Source organism: Agromyces sp. NPDC058126, assembly GCF_042884595.1.
In the GTDB taxonomy this organism is placed as follows: Bacteria; Actinomycetota; Actinomycetes; order Actinomycetales; family Microbacteriaceae; genus Agromyces.
In genome coordinates this window covers 663,011-685,661 of the sequence record NZ_JBHVTS010000003.1, presented here as the reverse complement: position 1 = coordinate 685,661, position 22,651 = coordinate 663,011, and the positions used below count along the sequence as shown (strand labels likewise).

The following is a 22,651-nucleotide window of genomic DNA, read 5'->3' as shown; positions in this document are numbered from 1 at the left end:
GTCGAGGATGTCCCGTCGACTCCCCGAGACCCACCAGACCCGCATCGAGACCGACAGGATGGACAACCCCGATGACCGAGAAGAACATGGACCTGGGCGGTGTCGTCGTCGCCACCACCCTCGCCTTCCGTGAGGACGCCTCGGCGCCCGCCGGGCTCGCCGTCGACTACGACAAGTTCGGCGAGCACGTCGACTTCCTCATGTCGAACGGCTGCCGCGGCGTCGGCCCGAACGGCTCCCTCGGCGAGTACTCCTCGCTGACCGATGAGGAGCGCCGCAAGGTGATCCAGGTCGCGGTCGAGGCCGTCGACGGCCGCGGCATCGTGATCGCCGGCGTCCACGGCGTCGGCAGCCACCAGGCGCGCAAATGGGCCGAGATCTCGCAGGAGGACGGCGCCGACGGCGTGCTGCTGCTGCCCCCGACGCTCTACCGCGCGAACGAGGCCGAGGTCATCGCGCACTACCAGGAGGTCGCGAAGGTGGGCCTCCCGATCATGGCCTACAACAACCCCTTCGACACCAAGGTCGACCTCGTGCCCTCGCTCGTCGCGAAGCTCGCCGAGATCCCCGAGGTCGTCGCGATCAAGGAGTTCTCGGGTGACGTGCGCCGCGTCTACGAGATCAAGGAGAAGTGCGACATCGACGTCATCGCCGGCGCCGACGACGTGCTCTTCGAGCTCATGGTGAACGGCGCCGTCGGCTGGTTCGCCGGCTACCCGAACGCGTTCCCGCGTGAGGCCGTCGAGCTCTACAACCTCTGCGCCGACGGCAAGTGGCACGAGGCGAAGGCGCTCTACGAGCAGCTCGTCGCGGTCTTCCGCTGGGACTCGCGCACCGAGTTCGTGCAGGCGATCAAGCTCTCGATGGACATCTGCGGCAACTCCTACGGCGGCCCGACCCGCCCGCCGCGCGGCCCGCTCTCGCCCGAGCAGCACGCCCAGGTCACCGCCGACACCGAGCGCGCCCTGGCCGCGCTCGCGGCACGACAGACGGTGCTCGCCTGATGCGGGCGCGCCGGGTGATCCAGGCCGTCGACTCGCACACCGAGGGCATGCCGACCCGTGTCGTCACGGGCGGCGTCGGCCGGATCCCCGGCGCGACCATGAACGACCGCAGGCTCTACGCGATGGAGCACCTCGACGGGCTGCGGGGCCTGCTCATGAACGAGCCCCGCGGCCACGCGTCGATGTCGGGCGCGCTCCTGCAGCCGCCCGCGCGCGACGACGCCGACTGGGGCGTCGTGTTCATCGAGGCGAGCGGGTTCCTGCCCATGTGCGGGCACGGCACCATCGGCGTCGCGACCGTGCTCGTCGAGACCGGCATGGTCGAGGTGACCGAGCCGGTCACCGAGATCCGGCTCGACGTGCCGGCCGGCCTCGTGATCGCGCGCGTCGCGGTCGAGGGCGGCCGTGCGAAGCACGTCACGATCGAGAACGTGCCGAGCTTCAGCGAGCGGCTGGATGCCTCGATCGAGGTGCCCGGCTACGGCGAGGTGCCGTACTCGATCGCCTTCGGCGGCAACTTCTACGCGCTCGTCGAGCTCGACGACGTCGGCCTGCCGTTCGACCGCTCCCGCCAGGACGAGATCCTCCGTGCGGGGCTCGCGATCATGGACGCGATCAACACGCAGGCTCCGCCGCAGCATCCCGTGATCGCGGGCGCGAACCACGTGCACCACGTCGAGTTCATCGCGCCCGGGTCCGACGCCGTGCGCTCGCGGCACGCGATGGCGATCCACCCCGGGTGGTTCGACCGCTCGCCCTGCGGCACCGGCACGAGCGCGCGCATGGCCGAGCTCTTCGCCCGCGGCGAGCTGGCGCTCGACACCGACTTCGTCAACGAGTCGTTCATCGGCACCGAGTTCACGGGGCGGCTGCTCCGGGAGACCGAGGTCGGCGGCATCCCGGCCGTCGTCCCGACGATCACCGGCCGCGCCTGGGTGACGGGCCTCGGCCAGTACCTGCTCGACGACGACGACCCCTTCCCCGAGGGCTTCGTCTTCTGAGCGGTCCCGCCGGGCGCAGCCATCCGAATCGACCAGTTGGAGATCCACGCATGACCACCGAGATCGACCTCGACGCGGTCGCCGCGCGCGCCGCGGCCGCCGCACGCCCATTCGCCGACACCGAGCCGCGCGTCCGGGCGGTGGCGCTCGTCGCCGCCGCCGACGCGCTCGACGCGGCATCCGCCGAGCTCATCGCCATCGCGATGCGCGAGACCGGCCTCACGGAGGCCCGCCTCACGGGCGAGGTGCGCCGCACTACGAACCAGCTCCGATTGTTCGCCGAGGTGATCGTCGACGGCGGCTACCTCGACGCGCGCATCGACGACGCCGACCCCGGCTACGTGATCGGGCCCCGTCCCGACGTGCGGCGCGTGCTCGAGCCGGTCGGCCCGGTGCTGAACTTCGCGGCCTCGAACTTCCCGTTCGCCTTCTCGGTCGCGGGAGGCGACTCGGCCGCTGCGCTCGCGGCGGGCTGCCCGCTCATCGTCAAGGCGCACTCGGGGCACCCCGAGCTCTCGCGCCGCACGGGCGAGATCGTGGCCGCGGCGCTCGCCGGGGCGGGCATGCCCGACGGCGTCTTCCAGGTGGTCGCCGGTCAGCAGGCGGGCGTCGAGCTGCTGAAGGACGACCGTGTCCGCGCCGGCGCCTTCACGGGCTCGACGCACGTGGGCCGCCTGCTCGCCGACATCGCGGCGTCGCGCCCCCGCCCGATCCCGTTCTACGGCGAGCTCGGCAGCGTGAACCCGGTCTACGCGACGGCGGGCGCCGTCGCGGGCGACCCCGAGCTGCTGCAGGGGTTCCTGACCTCGGTCGCGGGATCGGCGGGGCAGCTCTGCACGAAGCCCGGCTTCCTCTTCGTGCCGCAGGGCGCCGATCTCGGCGCCGTCGGGGCGGCGGCGGCGTCGGTCGCCGAGCACCGCCTGCTGAACCCGGGCATCGGTCGCGCCTTCGAGGAGCGCCGCACCGCCGTGCTCGGCGCCCAGGGCGTCACGGTGCTCGCCGAGGGCGCCGTGCGCGTCGACGACGCCGAGCAGCGCTTCGCGACGCCCACCGTCGTCGAGGTCGACCTCGACACCCTGCGCGAGCACCGCGAGGAGCTCCTCGAGGAGTCGTTCGGCCCGCTCTCGATCGTCGTCCGCTACGACGACGCGGCCGCGCTGCCCGCCGTGCAGCGCGAGCTGTTCCCCGGCAACCTCACCTCGACGCTGCACGCGAGCGACTCCGAGCTCGCGGACGGCGGTCTCGCCGAACTCGTCGACGCCCTCGCCGAGACGAGCGGCCGGGTGCTCTTCGGCGGCTGGCCCACGGGCGTCTCGGTGACGAGCGCGATGCAGCACGGCGGGCCGTACCCGGCGACCACGAGCGACGCGACGAGCGTCGGCACCGCGGCGATCACGCGGTTCCTGCGCGGCGTCGCGTACCAGAACGCGCCGCAGGCGCTGCTGCCGGCGGCGCTCCGCGACGACAACCCGTGGGGCGTGCCGCAGCGGCGCAGCGCCGCGGGCCGCTCGAGCGGGTGGGGGAGCCTCACCGGCGAGCACTGAGCACGAAGCACGACGGCGGATGCCCCGGGGTCGGCCCCGGGGCATCCGCCGTCGTCGTTCGCACCCGCGACCCCCACCGTCTCAGGAACGCGAACGCCGCTCAGGACGGAATCTCGAGGATCGTCCTGAGCGGCGGTCGTGGTCCTGAAACCGTGTGATGCACGAGGCGCCGGGCGCGGGCGGTCAGCGCAGACTGAAGCCCTCGGCGAGGGGGTCGGCGGGGTCGAGCTCGAACTCGCAGCTGCCGACGCGGTACGCCTGGCCGGTGACCTCGGGGATGACCCCGTCGGCGGTGCGTTCGGCGATGCGCGCGAGGAACCGGGTGCCGATGATGGAGTCGTGCGTGAGCGTCTCGCCGTCGGCGAGCTCGCCCGTGTGCGCGAGGAGGGCGACGCGCGAGGCGGTGCCCGAGCCGCACGGGCTTCGGTCGACCTCGCCGTCGGCGAAGACCGTGACGTTGCGCTGCCACGGCCCGTCGTCGGTGCGGCCGAGCTCGTCGACGAGGATCGTGCCGTAGACGCCCGAGAGCCGGTCGTCGTCGAGCTGCGCGGCGGGGTGGTCGTTCAGCGCCCACTTGATCTCGCGGCCGAGCCGGATGAGCTCGGTCGTGTGCACGGGCGTCACCTCGAGGCCGAGCGATGCAGCGGGCAGCGTGGCGTAGACGGCGCCGCCGAAGACGAGGTCGACGAGCACCTCGCCGCGGCTCGTCGCGAGGGGGATGCCGCGGGCGAGCACCCGGGAGGCCACGTTGCGGAAGACGACGCCCGTCGTGACCCCTCCCGAGCGCTGCACGCGCGCCTCGACGCGTCCGCTCGGCACGTCGATCACGACCACGGCCTCGCCGTCGTCGGGCGCGTCGACGCGCCCGGTGGCGACGGCCCAGGCGCCGAGGGCCATGGTGCCGTGCCCGCAGGCCGTCGAGAAGCTGTCCTTGTGCCAGAACAGCACGCCGAAGTCGGCGCCGTCGTCGTCGGGCGGTGTGATGAAGCCGCCGTACATGTCGTCGTGGCCGCGCGGCTCGAGGCAGAGGAAGCGGCGCACGGCATCGGGTTCGCCGGTCATCGCGTGCACCCGTCGCTCGGCGACGGTCGCGCCCTCGGTCGCGACGCCCTCGACGATCCGGAACGGTTCGCCGGCGGTATGCCAGTCCTCGGTGGTCCAGCGCATCACGCGTCCTCCTCCTCGATCGCGGCCGCGGCGACCGCGAGATCCTGCCATCCCATGCCGCAGGTCTTCACGACCCGCGGACGGTCCCGCGCCACCGCGACGTCGCCGGTCGCGATCCGTGCCATCGGCACGACGTCGCCGGGGGAGAGATGCCCCTCCTCGACGGCCATGATCACATCCCCGGCCTCGGTGCGCGAGACCCGGTCGGTCTCCACGATCACCTGCGCACGCCCGAGGAGCGCGCCCGGCAGCTCGCGTGCGTCGCGCTCGTGCGAGCCGACGGCGACGAGCGCGGTGCGGTCGCGCACGAGGGCGGCGTCGAAGAGCGGTTCGCGCGCGGTCGTCGCGCACACCACGAGGTCGGCGTCGGCGACGTCGCGGGCGCTGCCGACGGCGACGTCGAGGCCGGATGCCGCGAAGGCGGCCACCGCGCGTTCGGCCCGACCCTGATCGCGGCCGACGAAGCGCACCCGCTCGACCGGGCGGATGGCTCGCATCGCCTCGACGTGGCGGACGCCCTGCGGGCCGGTGCCGAACACCACGAGGCTCGCGGCGTCGGGCTCGGCGACGAGGTCGAGCATCGCCGCCGACATCGCGGGGGTGCGCAGGTTCGTGAGCTCGGTGCCGTCGAGGAGGGCGACGGGGGAGAGGGTCTCGGCGTCGAGCACGATGTAGACGGCCTGGATGCGTTCGAGGCCGCGCCCGGGGTTCGCGGGGGCGACCGTCGCGAGCTTCTGCCCCGCGTAGCGCCCGAGGTCGGCCGGCATCAGCAGCAGCTGCCCGTGCCGGACGTCGACGATCGATCGCGGCGGATCGTCGTCGGGGTCGAACCCGGCGCGAAGCGCACCCTGCAGTGCGCGGACGGCGTGGGGGAGGTCGATGCGGGCGCGGAGCGCCGCGGCATCCAGGACGCGCATGGCGGCGATGACATCGGTCATGTCGACAATCCTACTGTGTGATGTGTAATATGCCACACATCGCGGATTGTTCGACGAAGCGCGTCCGAGGTTCGCCGGGCCCCATTTGGAGGGGCCGGGCGGCCGGGCCCCCGTCGCAGCCGGCGATCCGCGGTGCTGTCCGGCATCGCGGCACGGATGAACCCGAAGGTGACCGATGTCCCGGAAGCTCCTCGTGCCTGCCACCGCCCTCACCGTCGCCACGGTGCTCGCGCTGGCCGCGTGCGCGCCATCGACCGACGACTCCGCGGGCGGGGGTGAACCCAAGACCGGCGGAACGCTCAAGGTCCTCGCCAACGGCGACGTCGACCACCTCGACCCCCAGCTCGTCGCATACGTGCCCACCTACAACGTCATGCGCTCGATCTCGCGCTCACTGCTGAGCTACTCGGCGAGCAACGACGCCGCCGAGCGGATCGTGCTGCAGCCCGACCTCGCCGAGGCCGTGCCCGAGCCCAGCGCCGACGGCCTGAGCTACAGCATCACGCTGCGCGACGGCATCACCTGGGGCGCGCCCGACGGCGAGCGCGCGATCGTCGCATCCGACGTCGAGCGCGGCATCAAGCGGCTCTGCAACCCGCTCATCTCGGGTGCGCTCGCCGGCTACTTCACCGGCCTGATCGAGGGCATGGAGGAGTTCTGCACGGGCTTCGCCGCCGTCGCCCCCGAGGTCGACCCCATGCGCGAGTACATCGAGAACACCGACATCTCGGGCATCGAGACGCCCGACGACACGACCGTCGTGTTCACCCTCACGAAGCCCGCGAGCGACTTCCCCTTCATGCTCTCGCTCGACGCGGCCGACCCCGCCCCCATCGAGGCGCTCGACAACCTGCCCGACTCGCCCGAGTTCCGGCGCAGCTTCGTCTCCTCCGGCCCCTACAAGGTGGCCGACTACACGCCCGACGCCAAGCTCGTGCTCGAGCGCAACGAGGCGTGGAACCCCGACAGCGACCCGCTGCGCAAGGCCTACGTCGACTCCATCGAGATGACGATGGGCGTCGAGGGCGACGCCGCGATGCAGCAGCTGCAGGCGGGCTCCGCCGACCTGCTGTTCGACCTGACCCCGAGCCCCGCGAACATCCAGCAGCTCAAGGCGCAGAACGACGACAAGTTCTCCACGATGGAGAACGGCGGCGTCGACCAGTTCATGTGGATCAACACCAAGTCGCCGAACAACGGCGGCGCGCTCGCCGACCTCGAGCTCCGCCAGGCGCTGCAGTACGCGATCGACAAGACCGCGGTCGTGCAGACCATGGGCGGCGAGGAGCTCGCCGGCGTCACCAACGGCATCTTCGGGCCCGGCATCCTCGGCTACGAGGCGTACGACCCGTACCCCGCGAACGACGGCAAGGGCGACCCCGAGAAGGCCAAGCAGCTGCTCGCCAAAGCCGGCTTCCCCGACGGCATCACCCTCAAGCTGCCGTACCGCAACGTCGGCACGCAACCCGACATCGCGCAGACCGTGCAGGCCAGCCTCGAACGCGCCGGCATCACCGTCGAGCTCACGCCGGTGCCGCCGACCGACTACTACGCGAACTTCATGACCAACCCCGAGAACGCGACCTCGGGCGCCTGGGACATCGCGCTCGTCGGATGGTCGCCCGACTGGCAGGGCGGTGCCGCGCGCAGCGTCTTCCAGCCGCAGTTCGTGTTCGACGGCACGCCGCAGACCTACAACTACGTCGACTACGACAGTGACGCCGCGAACGCCCTCGCCGAGCAGGCGCTCGCCGCCGCCACCCCCGAGGAGGCCGGTGCCCTCTGGCACCAGGTCGACGAGGCCGTCATGGCCGACTCGCCGATGGTGAGCATCGCCTACCGGCTCAAGCCGAACTACCACTCGGCGCGCGTCGGCGGTTTCGTCGAGTACGCGCAGAGCCAGAACGGGGACTGGACCAACGTCTGGCTGAACGGCTGACGCAGGTCACGAGTCATCCATGAACCGTGGGGCGGCCGGCCGCGAGGCCGGTCGCCCGCTCGGAGGAAAGGACCACGCAATGGCGCTTCTCGAGGTCTCGAATCTCGTCGTCGACATCCCCACCGAGGACGGCACCGTGCATGCCGTGCAGGACGTCTCCTTCGCCGTGCACGAGGGCGAGTTCTTCGGCATCGTCGGCGAGTCGGGATCGGGCAAATCCGTGATGGTGCAGTCGATCATGGGGCTCGTCGCCGGTGCGCGCACGAGCGGCACGGTCGACTTCCGCGGCCGCGACCTGCTCGCCCTCGACGACGAGGCGATGCGCTCGGTGCGCGGCCGTGAGATCGGCATGATCTTCCAGGACCCGCTCTCGAGCCTGCATCCGCAGTACACCGTCGGCTGGCAGATCGTCGAGCAGATCCGCGCCCACGAGAAGATCTCGCACCAGGCCGCGAAGGCACGGGCGATCGAGCTGCTCGAACGCGTCCGCATCCCCGACGCCGCGGCGAGGTTCGACGCCTACCCCCACCAGTTCTCGGGCGGGATGCGCCAGCGCGTGATGATCGCGATGGCGCTCTCGCTGGGGCCCGCGCTCATCATCGCCGACGAGCCGACCACGGCGCTCGACTCCACCGTGCAGGCGCAGATCCTCGACCTGCTCGACGAGATGCGCCGCGAGTTCGGGGCGACGGTCGTGATGATCAGCCACGACCTCGGGGTGCTCGCCCGGGTCGCCGACCGGGTGATGGTGATGTACGCCGGCCGCCGCATGGAGCTCGGCCGGAGCGCGAGCGTGCTCGGCTCGCCTGCGCACCCATACACCGCCGGACTCCTCCGCTCCTCCTCGTTCAACCGCGAGCCGGGCACCCCGCTCGTGCCGATCGGCGGCCGGCCGCCGAGCCTGCTCGCGCCGCCCGCGGGCTGCGCGTTCGCCGCCCGATGCCCCGACGCGATGTCGATCTGCTCGGAGCGCCCGCCGCTCCGCCGCTACGACGACGGCACCGAGGTCGCGTGCTGGCTCGAGGGCGAACCCGGCGAACCGCCGGCGCCCGAACCGCCGCCCGCGGTCGAGGCCCGCTCCGACGACCCCGCCGCCGACGCCTCGATCGTCCGCGTCGAGTCGCTGCAGCTCGCGTTCCCCCAGCGCCGCGGCCCCGCCCGGGTCGTGCTCGACGACATCACGCTCGAGGTGCGTCGCGGCGAGACCCTCGGACTGGTGGGCGAGTCGGGCTGCGGCAAGACGACGCTCGCCCGCGCGATCGCGGGGCTCGTCGCGCCGACCTCGGGCAGCGTGACCTTCGACGGCCACGAGCTCTCGACGCTCGGCCGACGCGAGTGGCGCTCGCTCCGGCGCCGGGTGCAGGTGGTGTTCCAGGACCCGTTCGGCTCGCTCAACCCGCGACGCCGGGTCGGCTCGATCATCGGCGATCCGTTCCGGATCCACGGGCTCGCCTCCGGTGCCGAGCGCCGCGCCGAGGTGCAGGAGCTCATGGAGCTCGTCGGCCTCAATCCCGAGCACTACAACCGCTTCCCCTCGCAGTTCTCGGGCGGCCAGCGCCAGCGCATCGGCATCGCCCGGGCGATCGCGCTGAAGCCCGAGCTCGTGATCCTCGACGAGCCCGTCTCGGCGCTCGACGTCTCGATCCAGGCGCAGGTGCTGAACCTCCTCGACGAGCTGCAGCGCACCCTCGGACTCACCTACCTGTTCATCTCGCACGACCTGTCGGTCGTGCGCCATGTCTGCGACCGCATCGCGGTGATGGAAGGCGGACGCATCATCGAACTCGACGACGCGGATCGGCTCTACCGCGACCCGCAGCAGCCGTTCACGAAGCGCCTGCTCGCGGCGGCCGCGCCCGAGATCCCGCACACGCCGGCCCGGCGGAAGCTCGTGCGCGCCGCGCGGCCCAGGGAGGCCGGCCCCGCGCCGGTGCTCCTGCCGGAACCCGCGATCGGAGGGACCCGCCGATGAGCACCTCGACCTCCAAGCCTCCCGCCCCCCGGCTCGCGACGCCGAAGACCGCCGCGATCGCGGCGCGCAACGCCGCCGACGTGCAGCTGCGCGGCTCGTGGTCGCTGACGTTCGCGCGGCTGCGCCGCGACCCGGCGAGCATCGCCTCGATCGCGGTCATCCTGCTCATCGTCGCCTTCGCGCTCGGTGCGCCCCTCGTCGCCGCCTGGACGGGCCACGGCCCGACCGAGCAGTTCCGCGAGACCGGGCTCAGCCCCTCCGGCATCCCGGTCGGCCCGTCCGCCGAGTTCCTGTTCGGCGCCGACCAGCTCGGCCGCGACGTGCTCGTCCGGCTCGCGTACGGGGCGCAGGTGTCGCTGCTCGTCGGCGTCGTCGCCTCGATCGCCGCCTCGCTCATCGGGGTCGTGGTCGGCGTCGTCGCGGGCTTCTTCGGCGGCACCGTCGACACGGTCCTCAGCCGCATCACCGATCTCGTGATGAGCGTGCCGTTCCTGCTCTGCGCGATCGCGCTCGTCGCGGTGCTCGGGCCGAGCCTGCCGCTGTCGATCGCCGTGATCGTGTTCTTCAGCTGGACGGGTCTCGCACGGGTCATCCGGGGGCAGGTCATCGCGCTCCGCCACCGCGAGTTCGTCGAGGCGGCGCGCTCGCTCGGCGCCGGCCGCGTGTCGATCATGTTCCGCGACATCCTGCCGAACCTCGTCGTGCCGATCATCGTCTACACGACGCTCATGATCCCGTCGGCGATCGTGTTCGAGGCGACGCTCTCGTTCCTCGGCCTCGGCATCGTGCCGCCGACGCCGAGTTGGGGCAACATGCTCGCCGACGCGGCGAACGGGTCGCTCTACCTCATCGCGTGGTGGATGGTCGTGGTGCCCGGCGGCGCCCTGCTCGCCCTCACGCTCGCATTCAATCTGCTCGGCGACGGCCTGCGCGATGCGCTCGACCCCGCCGCATCGAAGGGGGGCAAGGGCGCATGACCCGCTTCATCCTCTCGCGCGTCGGCTTCGGCCTGCTCGTGCTGTTCCTGCTCAGCGTGTTCGTGTTCGTGCTCTTCTACGTCTCGCCGTCGGACCCCGCCCGCATCATCGCGGGCGACAAGGCGACCGAGGAGCTCATGGCGCAGATCCGCGTGAAGCTGGGGCTCGACCAGCCGATCTACGTCCAGTACCTGAACTTCATCGGCAACCTGCTCCGCGGCGACATCGGCTTCTCGTACCGCTCGGGCCTGCCGGTCTCCGACCTGCTGTACGCGCGCATTCCGGTCACGATGTCGCTCGTCTTCGGCGCGGTCGTGCTGTGGCTCGCGATCGGCATCCCGATCGGCATCGCCTCGGCGAAGCACCCGGGGAGCCTCCGCGACCGGCTCGGGCAGGGCTTCGCGATCGTCGGCATCAGCTTCCCGACGTTCGTGCTCGGCATGATGGCGCTGTTCCTGCTGTACTTCCTGCCGACGAAGGCCGGGGTCACCCTGTTCCCGCCCGGCGGGTACGTGCCGTTCGCGCAGGATCCGCTCGGCTGGGCGTGGCACCTCATCCTGCCGTGGACGACGCTCGCGCTCGTCGTCGCGGCGGTGTACGCCCGGCTCACGCGCGGCCAGATGCTCGAGGTGCTCGGCCAGGACTACATCCGAACGGCGCGGGCGAAGGGCCTCACGGAGCGCCGGATCACGTACACGCACGCGTTCCGCAGTGCGATGCCGCCGCTCGTCACGCAGCTCGGCATCGACATCGGCCTCATGCTCGGCGGTGTGATCGTCATCGAGCAGGTCTTCGGCCTGCTCGGGGTCGGCAGCCTGGCCGTGACGAGCGTCGCGATGCAGGACCGCCCCGTGGTGATCGCGATCGTGCTGCTCGGCGGCGTCTTCGTCGTCGTGGCGAACCTCGTCGTCGACCTGCTCTACGCCGTGCTCGACTCGCGCGTGCGGACGGCCGCACGATGAGCGGCGCCGGCTACCTCGTCGGTCGGGACGTCCTCGCCCGCGAGCTGTGGACCGACGTCCCGCTCGACTGGGACGACCCCGACGGCGAGACCATCCGGGTGTTCTCGCGGGAGCTCGTCGACGCCCGCCGGGCGCACGAGCGACTGCCGCTCCTCGTCTACCTGCAGGGCGGGCCGGGCGGCAAGTCGCCCCGGCCGACCGGTCGCGACGGCTTCCTCGCGGCCGCGCTCGAGCGGTTCCGTGTGGTGCTGCCCGACCAGCGGGGCACGGGGCGTTCCACGCCGCTCGAGGGCGAGGCCTTCGCCCTCCTCGACGCCGCCGAGCAGGCCCGCCGGCTCGCGCTGCACCGCGCCGACTCGATCGTGCGCGACCTCGAGGCCGTGCGGGCGACCCACTACGGCGGCGAGCGCTGGTGGACGCTCGGCCAGAGCTACGGCGGATTCCTGACGCTCCACTACCTCTCGGTCGCCCCGGAGGCGATCGTCGCCGCGGCGATCGCCGGGGGACTGCCGTCGCTCGACCCCTCGGCCGAGCAGGTCTACGCGCGCACCTTCCCGCGCGTGCGAGCGAAGAACGCGGCCTTCGACCGGCGCTTCCCGCACCTGGCCGAACGCATCGGCCGGGTCGCCGACCACCTCGAGGCCCACGATGTGCGCCTCCCCGACGGCGACCGGCTCACCGTGCGGCGCCTCCAGACGCTCGGCTTCGACTTCGGCATGGCGGTCGGGTTCGACCGCGTGCACTGGGTGTTCGACGAAGCCTGGGCGGATGCCTCGGAGACGCGCCTGTCGACGACCTTCCTCGCCGAGGTGCAGCGGCTCACCGGCTTCGAGCGCAACCCGCTGTTCATCGCGCTGCAGGAGAGCATCTACGGCGAGGGGCCGACCGCGTGGGCGGCGGAGCGCGCCCGGGCGGCCCATCCCGACTTCGATCCCGCCGCGCGGCCGCTGCGCTTCACCGGTGAGATGGTGTTCCAGTGGATGTTCGAGGAGATCCGGGCGCTGCGCGGCTTCCGCGCCGGCGTCGAGCGGCTCGCCGGGTCGCGGGTGCCGATCGCGCTCTACGACGCGCCGCGCCTCGCCGCGAACGAGGTGCCCGTCCAGGCGGCCGTCTACCACGACGACATGTACGTGGATGCCGGGCTCTCGCTCGAGACGACCGCACGCGTCGGCGCCCTCGAGACGTGGATCACCAATGAGTTCGAGCACGACGGCCTGCACCAGGGCGATGTCGCCGAGCGACTGTTCACCGCCCTCGAGGTCCGACTCGGCATGGCACCAGTACCGTATGGCCCGCGCACCGCGGGCCGGGAGGAGACCCGATGACCACCAATGACACCCCCGACGCCGTCGCCGAACTCGTCGCGCCCGCCGCGGTGGCGCCCGCGCGATCGATGCCGCAGGCGGCCGAGCCCGATCCCCGCATGCCGCGGCTCGCCGAGGCCCCCGGCTTCAGCGAATGGATGCTCCAGGGCTGGGGCGAGGCCGATCGCACGCCGGTCGTCCCGTCGGGCGCCGCCGAGGCCGGCGCGCGGCACCGGGGCCGGCTGGGGGAGGCGTTGCCGGGCCGCGTGCTCGCCGTCGCCGCGGGCCGGGCGCCCATGCGGGTGAACGACAACGCGTACGAGTTCCGCGCCGACAGCGACTTCCTCTGGCTCGTCGGCGCCGCGATCGAGGATGCGGTGCTCGTGCTCGCCCCGGTCGCCGGCGGCCACGAGGCGACGCTCTACCTGCCGGCACCCTTCCGTCCGGGCGACGCCGGATTCTTCGCGGATCCGCTCCGCGGCGAACTCTGGGTCGGCCCGATGCCCGGTCTCCGCGAGTACGCCGACGCGCTCGGCGTGCGCACCCGGCGCCTCGAGGAGCTCGAGCTGCCCGCCGACGCCCTGCTGGCCGGCACCCCCGCCGCATCGGGCCCGGCCGCCGCGCTCGGCACCCGCCCCCGCTCGTCCGAGCTCGACCGGGTGCTCGCCGAGCTCCGCATGATCAAGGACGAGTGGGAGCTCGCGGAGCTGCGCGCGGCCGTCGACACGACGGTCGACGGGTTCGCCGCGACCGCGCTCGAGATCCCGCAGGCGGTGCGCCGCGGGGGAGAGCGCTGGCTGCAGGGCACCTTCGACCGGCACGCGCGTACCTTCGGCGCCGGGGTGGGCTACGCCTCGATCGTCGGCTCCGGCGCGCACGCACCCGTCCTGCACTGGGTTCGTGCGGAGGGCGAGGTCGACCCCGAGGCCCTGCTCCTGCTCGACCTCGGCGTCGAGCGCCGCTCGGGCTACACCGCCGACGTCACGCGGACCCTGCCCGCGTCGGGACGCTTCTCGACGGCGCAGCGCGAGGTCCACGACCTCGTCGAGCGCTCGCACCGGGCGGGCCTCGCGGCCGTCGGGCCGGGTCGCGACTGGGCCGACTTCCACACCGCCTGCATGGCGGTGCTCGCGACGGGGCTCGCCGACTGGGGGCTCCTGCCGGTCTCGGTCGACGAGGCGCTCTCGCCCGGGGGGCAGCAGCATCGCCGCTACATCGTGTGCGGGGTCGGGCACCACCTCGGCATCGACGTGCACGACTGCTCGACGGCGAGCCACGCCGCCTACCAGGGGGCGAAGATGCGCCCCGGCATGGTCCTCACCGTCGAGCCCGGGCTCTACTTCCACGCGTTCGACGAGACGCTCCCGCCCGAGCTCCGCGGCCTCGGGGTGCGCCTCGAGGACGACCTGGTGGTCACCGGCGAGGGCAGCGAGGTGCTCTCGGCCGGGCTGCCCATCGACGCCGACGGCATCGAGCGCTGGATGGCGGGGCTGCGCTGACGCGCCGACGCGGCGCCGGTTCGCGGGAGACCGCCGAATCTGGCAGAATAGGGGGTTGGATCGCCGCCCGACCCTCTATCAGGCCGTGGTCCGACCATTTTCGAGCTTCCGCCGGGTGTGCACCCCACGCTCCAGGCGATCGGTTCAACCTTTCTACACATTCAGGAGAATCGTGGCTGTCAAGATCCGTCTCAAGCGTCTCGGCAAGATCCGTGCGCCGTACTACCGCATCGTCGTCGCCGACTCGCGCACCAAGCGCGACGGTCGTGTGATCGAGGAGATCGGCAAGTACCACCCCACCGAGCAGCCCTCGTTCATCGAGGTCGACTCGGAGCGTGCCCAGTACTGGCTTTCCGTCGGCGCACAGCCGACCGAGCAGGTCGCCGCCATCCTCAAGCTCACGGGCGACTGGGGCAAGTTCAAGGGCGACGCGAACGCCGTCTCGACCGTGCAGACGAAGGCCGCCAAGGTCGAGTTCGTCGCCGACGAGAAGAAGAAGCCGGTGCTGAAGCCCAAGGCCGAGAAGCCGGCACCCAAGGCCGAAGAGGCCCCCGCCGAGGCAGAGGCCGAGGCTGCGGAGACCGCGACGGACGAGGCGTAAGCCTTGCTCCAGTCCGCGCTCGAACACCTCGTCAAGGGGATCGTCGATCACCCTGACGACGTGAGGGTCGTCTCCGCGTCGAGCGCACGTGGCGAGGTCCTCGAGGTTCACGTGAACCCCGAGGACCTCGGTCGCGTCATCGGACGCGCCGGCCGCACGGCCAAGGCGCTCCGCACGCTCGTGACCGCGCTGGCCGATGGCCGCCGTGTGCGTGTCGACGTCGTCGACACCGACGACTGACGTGGCCGACGCACCGGGTACGCAGCTCCGGGTCGGGCGCCTGACGAAGGCGCACGGCCTGAAGGGCGCCATCAAGCTCGAGCTCTACACCGACGACCCCGAGCGTCGCTTCGTCCCCGGCGCCGTGTTCTCGCTGCAGGTCCCGAAGGACTCGCCGTGGCACGGCAAGCACCTGACGCTCCGCGAGGTGCGCTGGTACAACGGGCAGCCCGTCGGGTTCTTCGAGGGCGTCGACGACCGCACCGCGGCCGAGACGCTGCTGAAGGCCATCCTCTGGGTCGACCAGGTCGACGACGAGGATCCTGAAGACGACGCCTGGTACGACCACCAGCTCATCGGTCTCGCCGTGCTCCGCGAAGGTGAGCGGATCGGCGAGGTCGTGCACGTCGAGCATCTTCCCGCACAAGACCTGCTGATCGTCCGCGTCGACCAGGAGCGGCCCGGCGGTCGCGACGTCATGGTGCCGTTCGTCTCGGCGATCGTGCCCGAGGTCGACCTCGCCGCAGGCACCCTCACGGTCACCCCGCCGGCCGGGCTCTTCGAAGAGCTCGCCGAGAGCGGGTCGGCCGATGACGAGGCCTCGCCCGCCGGCGACGGCGACGCAGCCGCCGAATAGGCCGCCGATGCGCGTCGACATCGTCACGATCTTCCCCGAGTTCTTCTCGGTGCTCGACCTGTCGCTCCTCGGCAAGGCGCGCGAGTCCGGGCTCCTCGAGGTGACCGCGCACGACCTGCGCGACTTCACGCACGACCGGCACCGCACCGTCGACGACACGCCGTACGGCGGAGGTGCGGGCATGGTCATGAAGCCCGAGCCGTGGGGCGAGGCCCTCGACTCGATCGTCGGCGGCGAGGCATCCGATGCACTGCTCATCGTGCCCTCGCCCGCGGGCGAACCGTTCACGCAGGCCATCGCCCGCGAGCTCGCCGAGGAGCAGCACCTCGTCTTCGCCTGCGGGCGCTACGAGGGCATCGACCAGCGCGTCGTCGACCACTACTCGACACGCATGCGCGTGCGGCTCATCTCGCTCGGCGACTACGTGCTGAACGGCGGCGAGGTCGCCGTCATGGCGATGATCGAGGCGGCGGGGCGGCTCGTCCCCGGCGTCGTCGGCAACCCCGAGTCGCTCGTCGAGGAGTCGCACGAGAACGGTCTGCTCGAGTACCCGAGCTACACCAAGCCCGCCGAGTGGCGCGGCCTCGAGGTGCCTCCGGTGCTCCGCTCCGGCAACCACGGCGCGGTCGCCGCGTGGCGGCACGAGCAGCAGCTCGAGCGCACCCGTCGCGTGCGACCCGAGCTGCTCGCGGAGGGGCTCGACGGCACGAACGCGTGAGCCGTTCTTCACGCGCCCGAAACATCGGGCTCGCCGCCCCGTAACACCCGCTTCATACCGTCGAAGCGGCGGGCACCACCGATTCCCCGCCGGAGAGCGCGGGTCGGAGCATGGTCGTCACGAGTGCAGTGCCCGGCCCGCCCGATGGCGACCCGGCGGCCGCGCCGCTCCGTCTCGTCGCGGTGACGCACGGTGCGCCCTCCCGGGCCAACCGGGAGGCGATCATGCGCCTCGTCGACGGGGTCGCCTCGGCCAGGCCCGAGCTCGACGTCGCCATCAGCTTCGTCGACGCCCGCGACGGCGACCTCGCCGTCGACCTCGTGAGCGGTGACGGCCGGGCACCGGTGATCGTGCCGCTCGTGCTGTCGGCGGGCTTCCACGTGCGCACCGGGCTCTCCCTCGGGCTCGAGCGGATCGGGGCGGATGCCGGACTGGCCGAGGCGCTCGGTCCCGACGACCGCATCGTCGAGGTGCTCGCGGGCCGACTCGCGCGCGCGGGCCTCGAGCGCGACGACGCCGTCGTGCTCGCCGCCGCCGGGTCGAACGACCCGCGCGCCGTCCGGGAGTGCTTCGAGACCGCGCGGCGGCTCGGGCTCAAGCTGGGACGATCGGTCACGGTCGGGTTCATCGCCGCAGCGATCCCGCGCCTGCCCGACGCGATCGAGATGATCCGGGAGGTCCACCCGGGGGAGCGCATCGCGGTCGCCCCGTATCTGCTCGCGCCGGGTGCCTTCTCCGACGCGGCTGCCGCGTCGGGGGCCGAACTCGTGGCCGACCCGCTGCTCCTGCCCGGAGAGCCCGCTCCGGCCGAGCTCGTCGCGCTCGTGCTCGACCGTTACCGCGATGCCGAGGCCGAGCGCCGCGTCGCGGTGTAGACCCAGCGCGGCCGGCGCGTGCCGACCGTCGCGGCCGGCGCCGACCGTCGCGGCCGCGGTGGTCAGCCGGCGAGACTCGGCGCGTCGTCGGGTTCGTCCGCGGAGGCGGCGACGCCGGCTGCTGCGGCGACCCGCGCGAGCACCTCGCCGATCCGCCCCTTGCAGCCGCCGCAGCCGGTGCCGGCACGCGTGTCGCGGCCGACGCACTCGACCGTCGTGCTGCCGCACGCCGCCGAGGCCTCGATGCGTTCGACCGTGACGCCGTTGCACCAGCAGACCGTCGCGGCGGGAGCGAACGCATCGCCCGAGGCGGCGGGATCGTCGTCGGGTCCGTCGAAGCGGAGCAGGAGCGAGCGGTCGGCCGGGAGCTCGCCCCGGCGCTCGAAGAGCAGGGTCAGTTCGGCCGCGGTGCGGGGCATCCCGACGCTCGCGAACGCCGTGAGCACGCCGCCCTCGGTCACCATCTTCACGTAGCGGTGGTGCTCGGGGTCGGCCCACTGGGCCACCCGGCGCTGCGGGTGCCCGGGGTCCTCGTCCCACGGTTCGGCCCCGACGTCGCCGACGGCGACGACGTCGAGGTGTTCGGCCTTCAGCATGACGATCGGCTCGCGTTCGGCCGGCGGCGCAGCGCGTTCGTCGCGCGGCGCGCGGTCGGCGGCCCCGAGCATCGAATCGGTGGACGCCGCGTCGCGGGCCTCGGCCGCGAAGCTCGCTGCGAGCCAGTCGGCCTGCCGCCAGCCCGGTCCGATGAGGCCCGACGGTGCGCCCGGCAGAGTGCGCTCGTGCGCGTTCTCCTCGGTGCGCTCCACGATCTGCGCGCAGTCGCCGATGGCGAAGACGGCGGGGTCGCTCCAGGAGGCGAGCCAGGGGTGCACGACGATGCCGGCTGCCGTGCGGAGCCCGGCGAGCGTGGCGAGCTCGGTGCGGGCGCTGACGCCGCACGAGAGCACGAGCAGGTCGCCGCGGAGCTGCTTGCCGTCGGCCGTGACGAGCTGGTCGAAGCGCCGGGTGCCGTCGTCCTCGTCGCGGAAGCCGACCGCCTCGGCGCGCGAGTTCGCGACGACGGTGACGCCCGTGCGCCGGAGCGCGGCGCGGAGCACGTGCCCCGCACCGCGGTCGAGATTGCGGGGCATCGGGTGCGGGCCATGGTGCACGACGCAGACCTCCGCCCCGGCGTGCGCGGCCGCGAGCGCGAGTTCGAGTCCGAGCACCCCCGCGCCGAGCACGATGATCCTGTGGCGCGCCCGAATCGCGGTGAGCACCCGCTCGGCGTCGGTGAGGTCGCGCAGCGCGGTGATGCCCGTCGGCAGTTCGTCGTCGCGGCCGACGAGCGCGTCGGCGTACTTCTCGAGGGAGACGAGGTCGCGCCGATGGCGCTCGACGCCGTCGAGGGTCGGCACGTTCGCGCGGGCGCCCGTCGCGAGCACGAGACGGTCGTAGTCGAGGCGTTCACCCGTGTCGAGCTCGACGGTGCGGGCGTCGCGGTCGATCGCGCGGGCGGCGATGCCGAGCAGCATCCTGACGCCTGCGGCCTCCGCGGCCGCGCGATCGCCGACGAGCATCGACTCGAGCTCGGTGCCGCCGACGGCGTACTCGGCGACGAGCACGCGGTTGTACGCCTCGACGGGTTCGCCGCCGACGACGGTCAGCTCGAGCGAACCGTCGGCGACGGCCGGCAGCAGCTCCTCGACGAACCGGGCGCCGACGGGTCCGTAGCCGAGGAGGACGATGCGCTGCGGGGTGGTCATGTCGAGGCTCCGGCTTCTGCGAGACGGGCTGCGGGGCGCAGGCGCACGCGATTCGTCTTGAACTCGGGCATGGCCGACACGGGGTCGATGAGGTCGCTCGTGAGCAGGTTCGCCGCGCGGTCGTCGCCGAAGTGGAACGGCAGGAACACGGTCTCGACTCGCATCTCGGTCGTGAGTCGGGCGCGGCAGGTGACGCGCCCGCGACCGTTCGCGAGCTCGACGACCTCGCCGTCGGCGATGCCCAGGCGCTCGGCGGTCGCCGGGTGGATCGACGCCCGCAGCTCGGGCTGGGCGGCGAGCAGCTCGGGCACGAGCCTCGTCTGCGCCCCGCTCTGGTAGTGCTCGAGCAGGCGACCCGTCACGAGGGTGAGTTCGTCGGGCGCGGGGCCCTCGAGCGCGGCCGGCCGCACCGAGACCGCCACGAGCCGGGCGAGCCCGTCGGCGTGGGCGAAGCGCTCGGCGAAGAGGCGCGGCGTGCCGGCGCTGCCGCGCGGATACGGCCAGTACGCGACCTCGCCGCGGTCGAGCATCGCGTAGTCGATGCCCGAGTAGTCGGCGGGTCCGCCCTCCGACGCGAGCCGCAACTCCTCGAAGACGCGCTCGGGCTCGGTGTCGAAGGTCGCCGCGCAGCCGAGCCTCCGGGCGAGCTCGGCGAGCACCCAGAGTTCGTCGCGCGTGCCCTCAGGTGGGTCGATCGCCCGACGCCGCCGCAGCACGCGTCCCTCGAGCGAGGTCATCGTGCCCTCCTCCTCGGCCCACTGCCGCACCGGCAGCACGACGTCCGCGAGCGCCGCGGTCTCCGAGCGCACGAAGTCGCACACCACGAGGAGGTCGAGGGCGGCGATCCCCGCGCGCACCGCGGCGACGTTCGGCGAGGAGACGACGAGGTTCGAGCCGTGCACGAGGAGCGCCCGCACCCCGCCGTCGCGGCCGAGCGACTGCAGCAGCTCGACCGCGGGCAGCCCGGGGCCCGGGATCGCCTCGGGCTCCACGCCCCACACCCGGGCGACGTGAGCGCGTGCGGCCGGGTCGGTGATCTTGCGGTACCCGGGCAGCTGATCGCATTTCTGCCCGTGCTCGCGTCCCCCCTGGCCGTTGCCCTGACCCGTCAGTGTTCCGTAGCCGCTGCCGCGACGCCCCGGCAGGCCGAGCAGGAGGGCGAGGTTGATCGCGGCGGTCGCGGTGTCGGTGCCGTCGACGTGCTGCTCGACGCCCCGCCCGGTGAGGATGTAGGTGTTCCCGCCGGATGCGAGGCGCCGGGCGAGCCGGCGGATCGTGGCCGCGGGCACCCCGGTCACCGACTGCACGCGTTCGGGCCACCAGCTCGACACCGACCGTCGCAGCGCCACGAACCCGACCGTGCGCCGCTCGACGTAGTCGGCGTCGATGAGCTGCTCGGCGATGACCTGGTGGATGAGGCCGAGGAGGAGCACGAGGTCGGTGCCGGGCGCCGGCGCCAGGTGGAGGCCCTGCCCGTCGTCGGTCAGTCGTGCGGTCGCGGTGCGGCGCGGGTCGACGACCACGAGCCCGCCGGCGGACTGCGCGCCGGCGAGGTGTCCGATGAACGGGGGCATGGTGGCGGCGACGTTCGACCCGAGGAGGAGGATGGTGTCGGCCGCGTCCAGGTCCTCCACAGGGAACGGCAGCCCCCGATCGACGCCGAACGCCCGGTTGCCCGCGGCGGCGGCCGACGACATGCAGTAACGGCCGTTGTAGTCGATGCGGCTCGTGCCGAGCGCGAGCCTCGCGAACTTGCCGAGCAGGTAGGCCTTCTCGTTCGTGAGGCCGCCGCCGCCGAAGACGCCGACGGCGTCGGCGCCGTACTGCTCGCGGATGCCTCGGAGCCGACCCGCGATGAGCTCGAGGGCCTCGTCCCAGCTCGCCTCCGTGAGCTCCCCGTCCGCACCCCGCACGAGCGGCACCACGAGCCGCGCGGTGCTGCCGAGCAGTTCGGCCGAGGTCCACCCCTTCTTGCAGAGCCCACCGCGATTCGTCGGGAAGTCACGGGCGGCGACGCTCACCGGCGCCGTCGACGAGGGGGACGCCGTGGCATCCGGTTCGCCGAGCGTCATCGCGCACTGCAGCGCGCAGTACGGGCAGTGGGTGTCGGCTGAGGCTCGTGGCATCCGTGCTCGATTCAGATCTGCTGCGCGCGCGCCCGGCCGGGGCGGACGTAGACGAGGGCGGTCAGGGCGAGGAGCACGGCGTAGCCGGCGACGAAGCCGAGGAAGGCGCCCGCGTAGCCGCCGGTCGCCTGGAACGAGAGGTTCAGCGCCTGGGGGATGAGGAAGCCGCCGTACGCGCCGATCGCCGAGATGAGGCCGAGCGCCGCCGCAGCCTTGCGCTTGCGCGCCGTCTCGTCGCCCGAGGCGCGCAGCGCGAAGACGATGGGCACCATCCGATAGGTCGAGCCGTTTCCGACGCCCGCGGCGGCGAAGAGCAGCAGGAACAGGCCGAGGAAGCCCCAGAATCCGGTGACGGGCAGCGCGAGGACGACCGCGAGGGTGACCGCACTCATCGCCGCGAATGCGCACATCGTGATGCGCGCGCCGCCGAAGCGGTCGGCGAGACGCCCGCCGTAGGGGCGCGCCAGCGAGCCGACGAGCGCGCCGAGGAAGGCGAGCCCGATCGACGTGCCGCCGACCTCGAAGGCCCCGAACTCGGGGAACTGGTCGACGATGAGCTTCGGGAACACGCTCGCGAAGCCGATGAACGAGCCGAAGGTGCCGATGTAGAGCAGCGACAGCACCCAGAGGTGCGGCTCCCGGAGGGCCGCCGCCGATCCCGCGAGGTCGGCCTTCGCGTTCGAGAGGTTGTCCATGCGGCGCCATGCGCCGATCATCGCGACGAGGATGAATGGCACCCAGATCCAGCCGGCGAGCGGCAGATTGAGGGATGCCCCCGCACCGATCGTGATGACGATCGGGACGACGAACTGGGCGACGGCGGCACCGAGGTTGCCGCCCGCGGCGTTGAGCCCAAGCGCCCAGCCCTTCTCGCGCTGCGGGTAGAAGTACGTGATGTTCGACATCGAGCTCGCGAAGTTGCCGCCGCCGAATCCGGCGAGCGCCGCCGCCGCGAGGAGGACGCCGAAGGGGGTGTCCGGGTTACCGACGCAGACGGCGAGGGCGATCGCCGGTGCGAGGAGCAGTCCCGCCGAGATGATCGTCCAGTTGCGGCCGCCGAATCGGGGCACGAGGAACGAGTAGGGGATGCGAAGCGTCGCGCCCACGAGGCTCGGAATCGAGATCAGCCAGAAGATCTCACCCGTCGAGAGCTCGAATCCGGCGTCGGGCAGCGTCACCGCGACGATCGACCAGAGCTGCCAGATCACGAAGCCGAGGAACTCGGCGAAGATCGACCAGCGGAGGTTGCGGCGGGCGATCGTGCGCCCCTCGGTGCGCCACTGCTCGTCATCCTCCGGGTCCCAGTGATCGATCCAGCGACCGGGGCGCATCAGGAGCGCAGGCGCCGGTGCGGCGGTCGCGGCGGTGGTCGGTCGCTGCTGCTCGGTGCTGACGGTGTCGGTCATCGGTGCCTCCGGTG

General features: G+C 72.6%; 19 protein-coding genes. 14 read left to right on the top strand and 5 right to left on the bottom strand.

The window, feature by feature from the left end; translation table 11 throughout:
* Window positions 1-71 precede the first annotated feature (71 nt).
* From ACFVTR_RS12270 to ACFVTR_RS12260, 3 genes are read left to right on the top strand one after another with little or no spacing between them, the layout of a single operon-like run.
* On the top strand, window positions 72-1,004 hold the full coding sequence (locus ACFVTR_RS12270; RefSeq protein WP_387037620.1) for a dihydrodipicolinate synthase family protein: 933 nt from the start codon (window positions 72-74) through the stop codon (window positions 1,002-1,004).
* Window positions 1,004-2,005, top strand: a complete 1,002-nt coding sequence (locus ACFVTR_RS12265) for a proline racemase family protein (RefSeq protein WP_387037618.1) — start codon at window positions 1,004-1,006, stop codon at window positions 2,003-2,005. Before ACFVTR_RS12270 ends, ACFVTR_RS12265 begins: the two co-directional genes overlap by 1 nt.
* Window positions 2,002-3,549 carry an aldehyde dehydrogenase family protein gene (locus ACFVTR_RS12260; RefSeq protein WP_387037766.1) on the top strand — a complete coding sequence of 516 codons (1,548 nt, stop codon included), beginning with the start codon at window positions 2,002-2,004 and terminating at the stop codon, window positions 3,547-3,549. The genes ACFVTR_RS12265 and ACFVTR_RS12260 overlap by 4 nt, the downstream gene beginning before the upstream one ends.
* Before the next feature lie 183 nt (window positions 3,550-3,732).
* Here ACFVTR_RS12260 and ACFVTR_RS12255 read toward each other — a convergent pair whose 3' ends face one another.
* Window positions 3,733-4,716 carry a proline racemase family protein gene (locus ACFVTR_RS12255; protein ID WP_387037617.1) on the bottom strand — a complete coding sequence of 328 codons (984 nt, stop codon included), beginning with the start codon at window positions 4,714-4,716 and terminating at the stop codon, window positions 3,733-3,735.
* Window positions 4,716-5,654 (bottom strand): ornithine cyclodeaminase family protein, encoded by a 939-nt coding sequence (locus ACFVTR_RS12250; RefSeq protein WP_387037615.1) that lies wholly within the window; start codon window positions 5,652-5,654, stop codon window positions 4,716-4,718. The genes ACFVTR_RS12255 and ACFVTR_RS12250 overlap by 1 nt, the downstream gene beginning before the upstream one ends.
* A gap of 175 nt (window positions 5,655-5,829) precedes the next feature.
* On the opposite strand from ACFVTR_RS12250, the gene ACFVTR_RS12245 reads away from it, so the two are divergent.
* The 11 genes from ACFVTR_RS12245 (at window position 5,830) to ACFVTR_RS12195 (ending at window position 17,357) form a co-directional block, all read left to right on the top strand.
* Window positions 5,830-7,593, top strand: coding sequence for an ABC transporter substrate-binding protein (locus ACFVTR_RS12245; RefSeq protein WP_387037613.1), 1,764 nt, complete (start codon window positions 5,830-5,832; stop codon window positions 7,591-7,593).
* Window positions 7,594-7,612: 19 nt separating this feature from the next.
* The gene (locus ACFVTR_RS12240; RefSeq protein WP_387037611.1) at window positions 7,613-9,565 is read left to right on the top strand and encodes a dipeptide ABC transporter ATP-binding protein; all 1,953 of its coding nucleotides are present in this window, start codon (window positions 7,613-7,615) and stop codon (window positions 9,563-9,565) included.
* Complete coding sequence (locus ACFVTR_RS12235; RefSeq protein ID WP_387037609.1) at window positions 9,562-10,542, top strand: ABC transporter permease; 981 nt, start codon at window positions 9,562-9,564, stop codon at window positions 10,540-10,542. The genes ACFVTR_RS12240 and ACFVTR_RS12235 overlap by 4 nt, the downstream gene beginning before the upstream one ends.
* A complete protein-coding gene (locus ACFVTR_RS12230; protein ID WP_376945754.1) occupies window positions 10,539-11,504 on the top strand; it encodes an ABC transporter permease in 966 nt (321 codons plus the stop codon). Before ACFVTR_RS12235 ends, ACFVTR_RS12230 begins: the two co-directional genes overlap by 4 nt.
* Window positions 11,501-12,829 carry an alpha/beta fold hydrolase gene (locus ACFVTR_RS12225; RefSeq protein ID WP_387037606.1) on the top strand — a complete coding sequence of 443 codons (1,329 nt, stop codon included), beginning with the start codon at window positions 11,501-11,503 and terminating at the stop codon, window positions 12,827-12,829. The genes ACFVTR_RS12230 and ACFVTR_RS12225 overlap by 4 nt, the downstream gene beginning before the upstream one ends.
* A complete protein-coding gene (locus ACFVTR_RS12220) occupies window positions 12,826-14,307 on the top strand; it encodes an aminopeptidase P family protein (protein WP_387037604.1) in 1,482 nt (493 codons plus the stop codon). Before ACFVTR_RS12225 ends, ACFVTR_RS12220 begins: the two co-directional genes overlap by 4 nt.
* A 172-nt stretch (window positions 14,308-14,479) precedes the next feature.
* Entirely contained in the window at window positions 14,480-14,908 is a 429-nt protein-coding gene (gene rpsP, locus ACFVTR_RS12215) for a 30S ribosomal protein S16 (protein WP_376945748.1), read from the top strand.
* A gap of 3 nt (window positions 14,909-14,911) precedes the next feature.
* Window positions 14,912-15,148 carry an RNA-binding protein gene (locus ACFVTR_RS12210; RefSeq protein ID WP_121475435.1) on the top strand — a complete coding sequence of 79 codons (237 nt, stop codon included), beginning with the start codon at window positions 14,912-14,914 and terminating at the stop codon, window positions 15,146-15,148.
* The gene (gene rimM / locus ACFVTR_RS12205) at window positions 15,105-15,764 is read left to right on the top strand and encodes a ribosome maturation factor RimM (RefSeq protein WP_387037601.1); all 660 of its coding nucleotides are present in this window, start codon (window positions 15,105-15,107) and stop codon (window positions 15,762-15,764) included. Before ACFVTR_RS12210 ends, rimM begins: the two co-directional genes overlap by 44 nt.
* Before the next feature lie 7 nt (window positions 15,765-15,771).
* Window positions 15,772-16,482 (top strand): tRNA (guanosine(37)-N1)-methyltransferase TrmD, encoded by a 711-nt coding sequence (trmD, locus tag ACFVTR_RS12200; RefSeq protein WP_387037599.1) that lies wholly within the window; start codon window positions 15,772-15,774, stop codon window positions 16,480-16,482.
* 110 nt (window positions 16,483-16,592) lie between these two features.
* Window positions 16,593-17,357 (top strand): sirohydrochlorin chelatase, encoded by a 765-nt coding sequence (locus ACFVTR_RS12195; protein WP_387037597.1) that lies wholly within the window; start codon window positions 16,593-16,595, stop codon window positions 17,355-17,357.
* 62 nt (window positions 17,358-17,419) lie between these two features.
* Here the strand turns inward: ACFVTR_RS12195 and ACFVTR_RS12190 are convergent, their stop codons facing one another.
* Genes ACFVTR_RS12190 through ACFVTR_RS12180 form a run of 3 tightly spaced genes read right to left on the bottom strand, consistent with a single transcriptional unit; the run spans window position 17,420 to window position 22,637 of the window.
* Complete coding sequence (locus tag ACFVTR_RS12190; protein ID WP_387037595.1) at window positions 17,420-19,105, bottom strand: FAD-dependent oxidoreductase; 1,686 nt, start codon at window positions 19,103-19,105, stop codon at window positions 17,420-17,422.
* Window positions 19,102-21,231 (bottom strand): molybdopterin oxidoreductase family protein, encoded by a 2,130-nt coding sequence (locus tag ACFVTR_RS12185; protein WP_387037592.1) that lies wholly within the window; start codon window positions 21,229-21,231, stop codon window positions 19,102-19,104. The genes ACFVTR_RS12190 and ACFVTR_RS12185 overlap by 4 nt, the downstream gene beginning before the upstream one ends.
* Before the next feature lie 11 nt (window positions 21,232-21,242).
* Window positions 21,243-22,637 carry an MFS transporter gene (locus ACFVTR_RS12180; RefSeq protein ID WP_387037590.1) on the bottom strand — a complete coding sequence of 465 codons (1,395 nt, stop codon included), beginning with the start codon at window positions 22,635-22,637 and terminating at the stop codon, window positions 21,243-21,245.
* Window positions 22,638-22,651 lie beyond the last annotated feature (14 nt).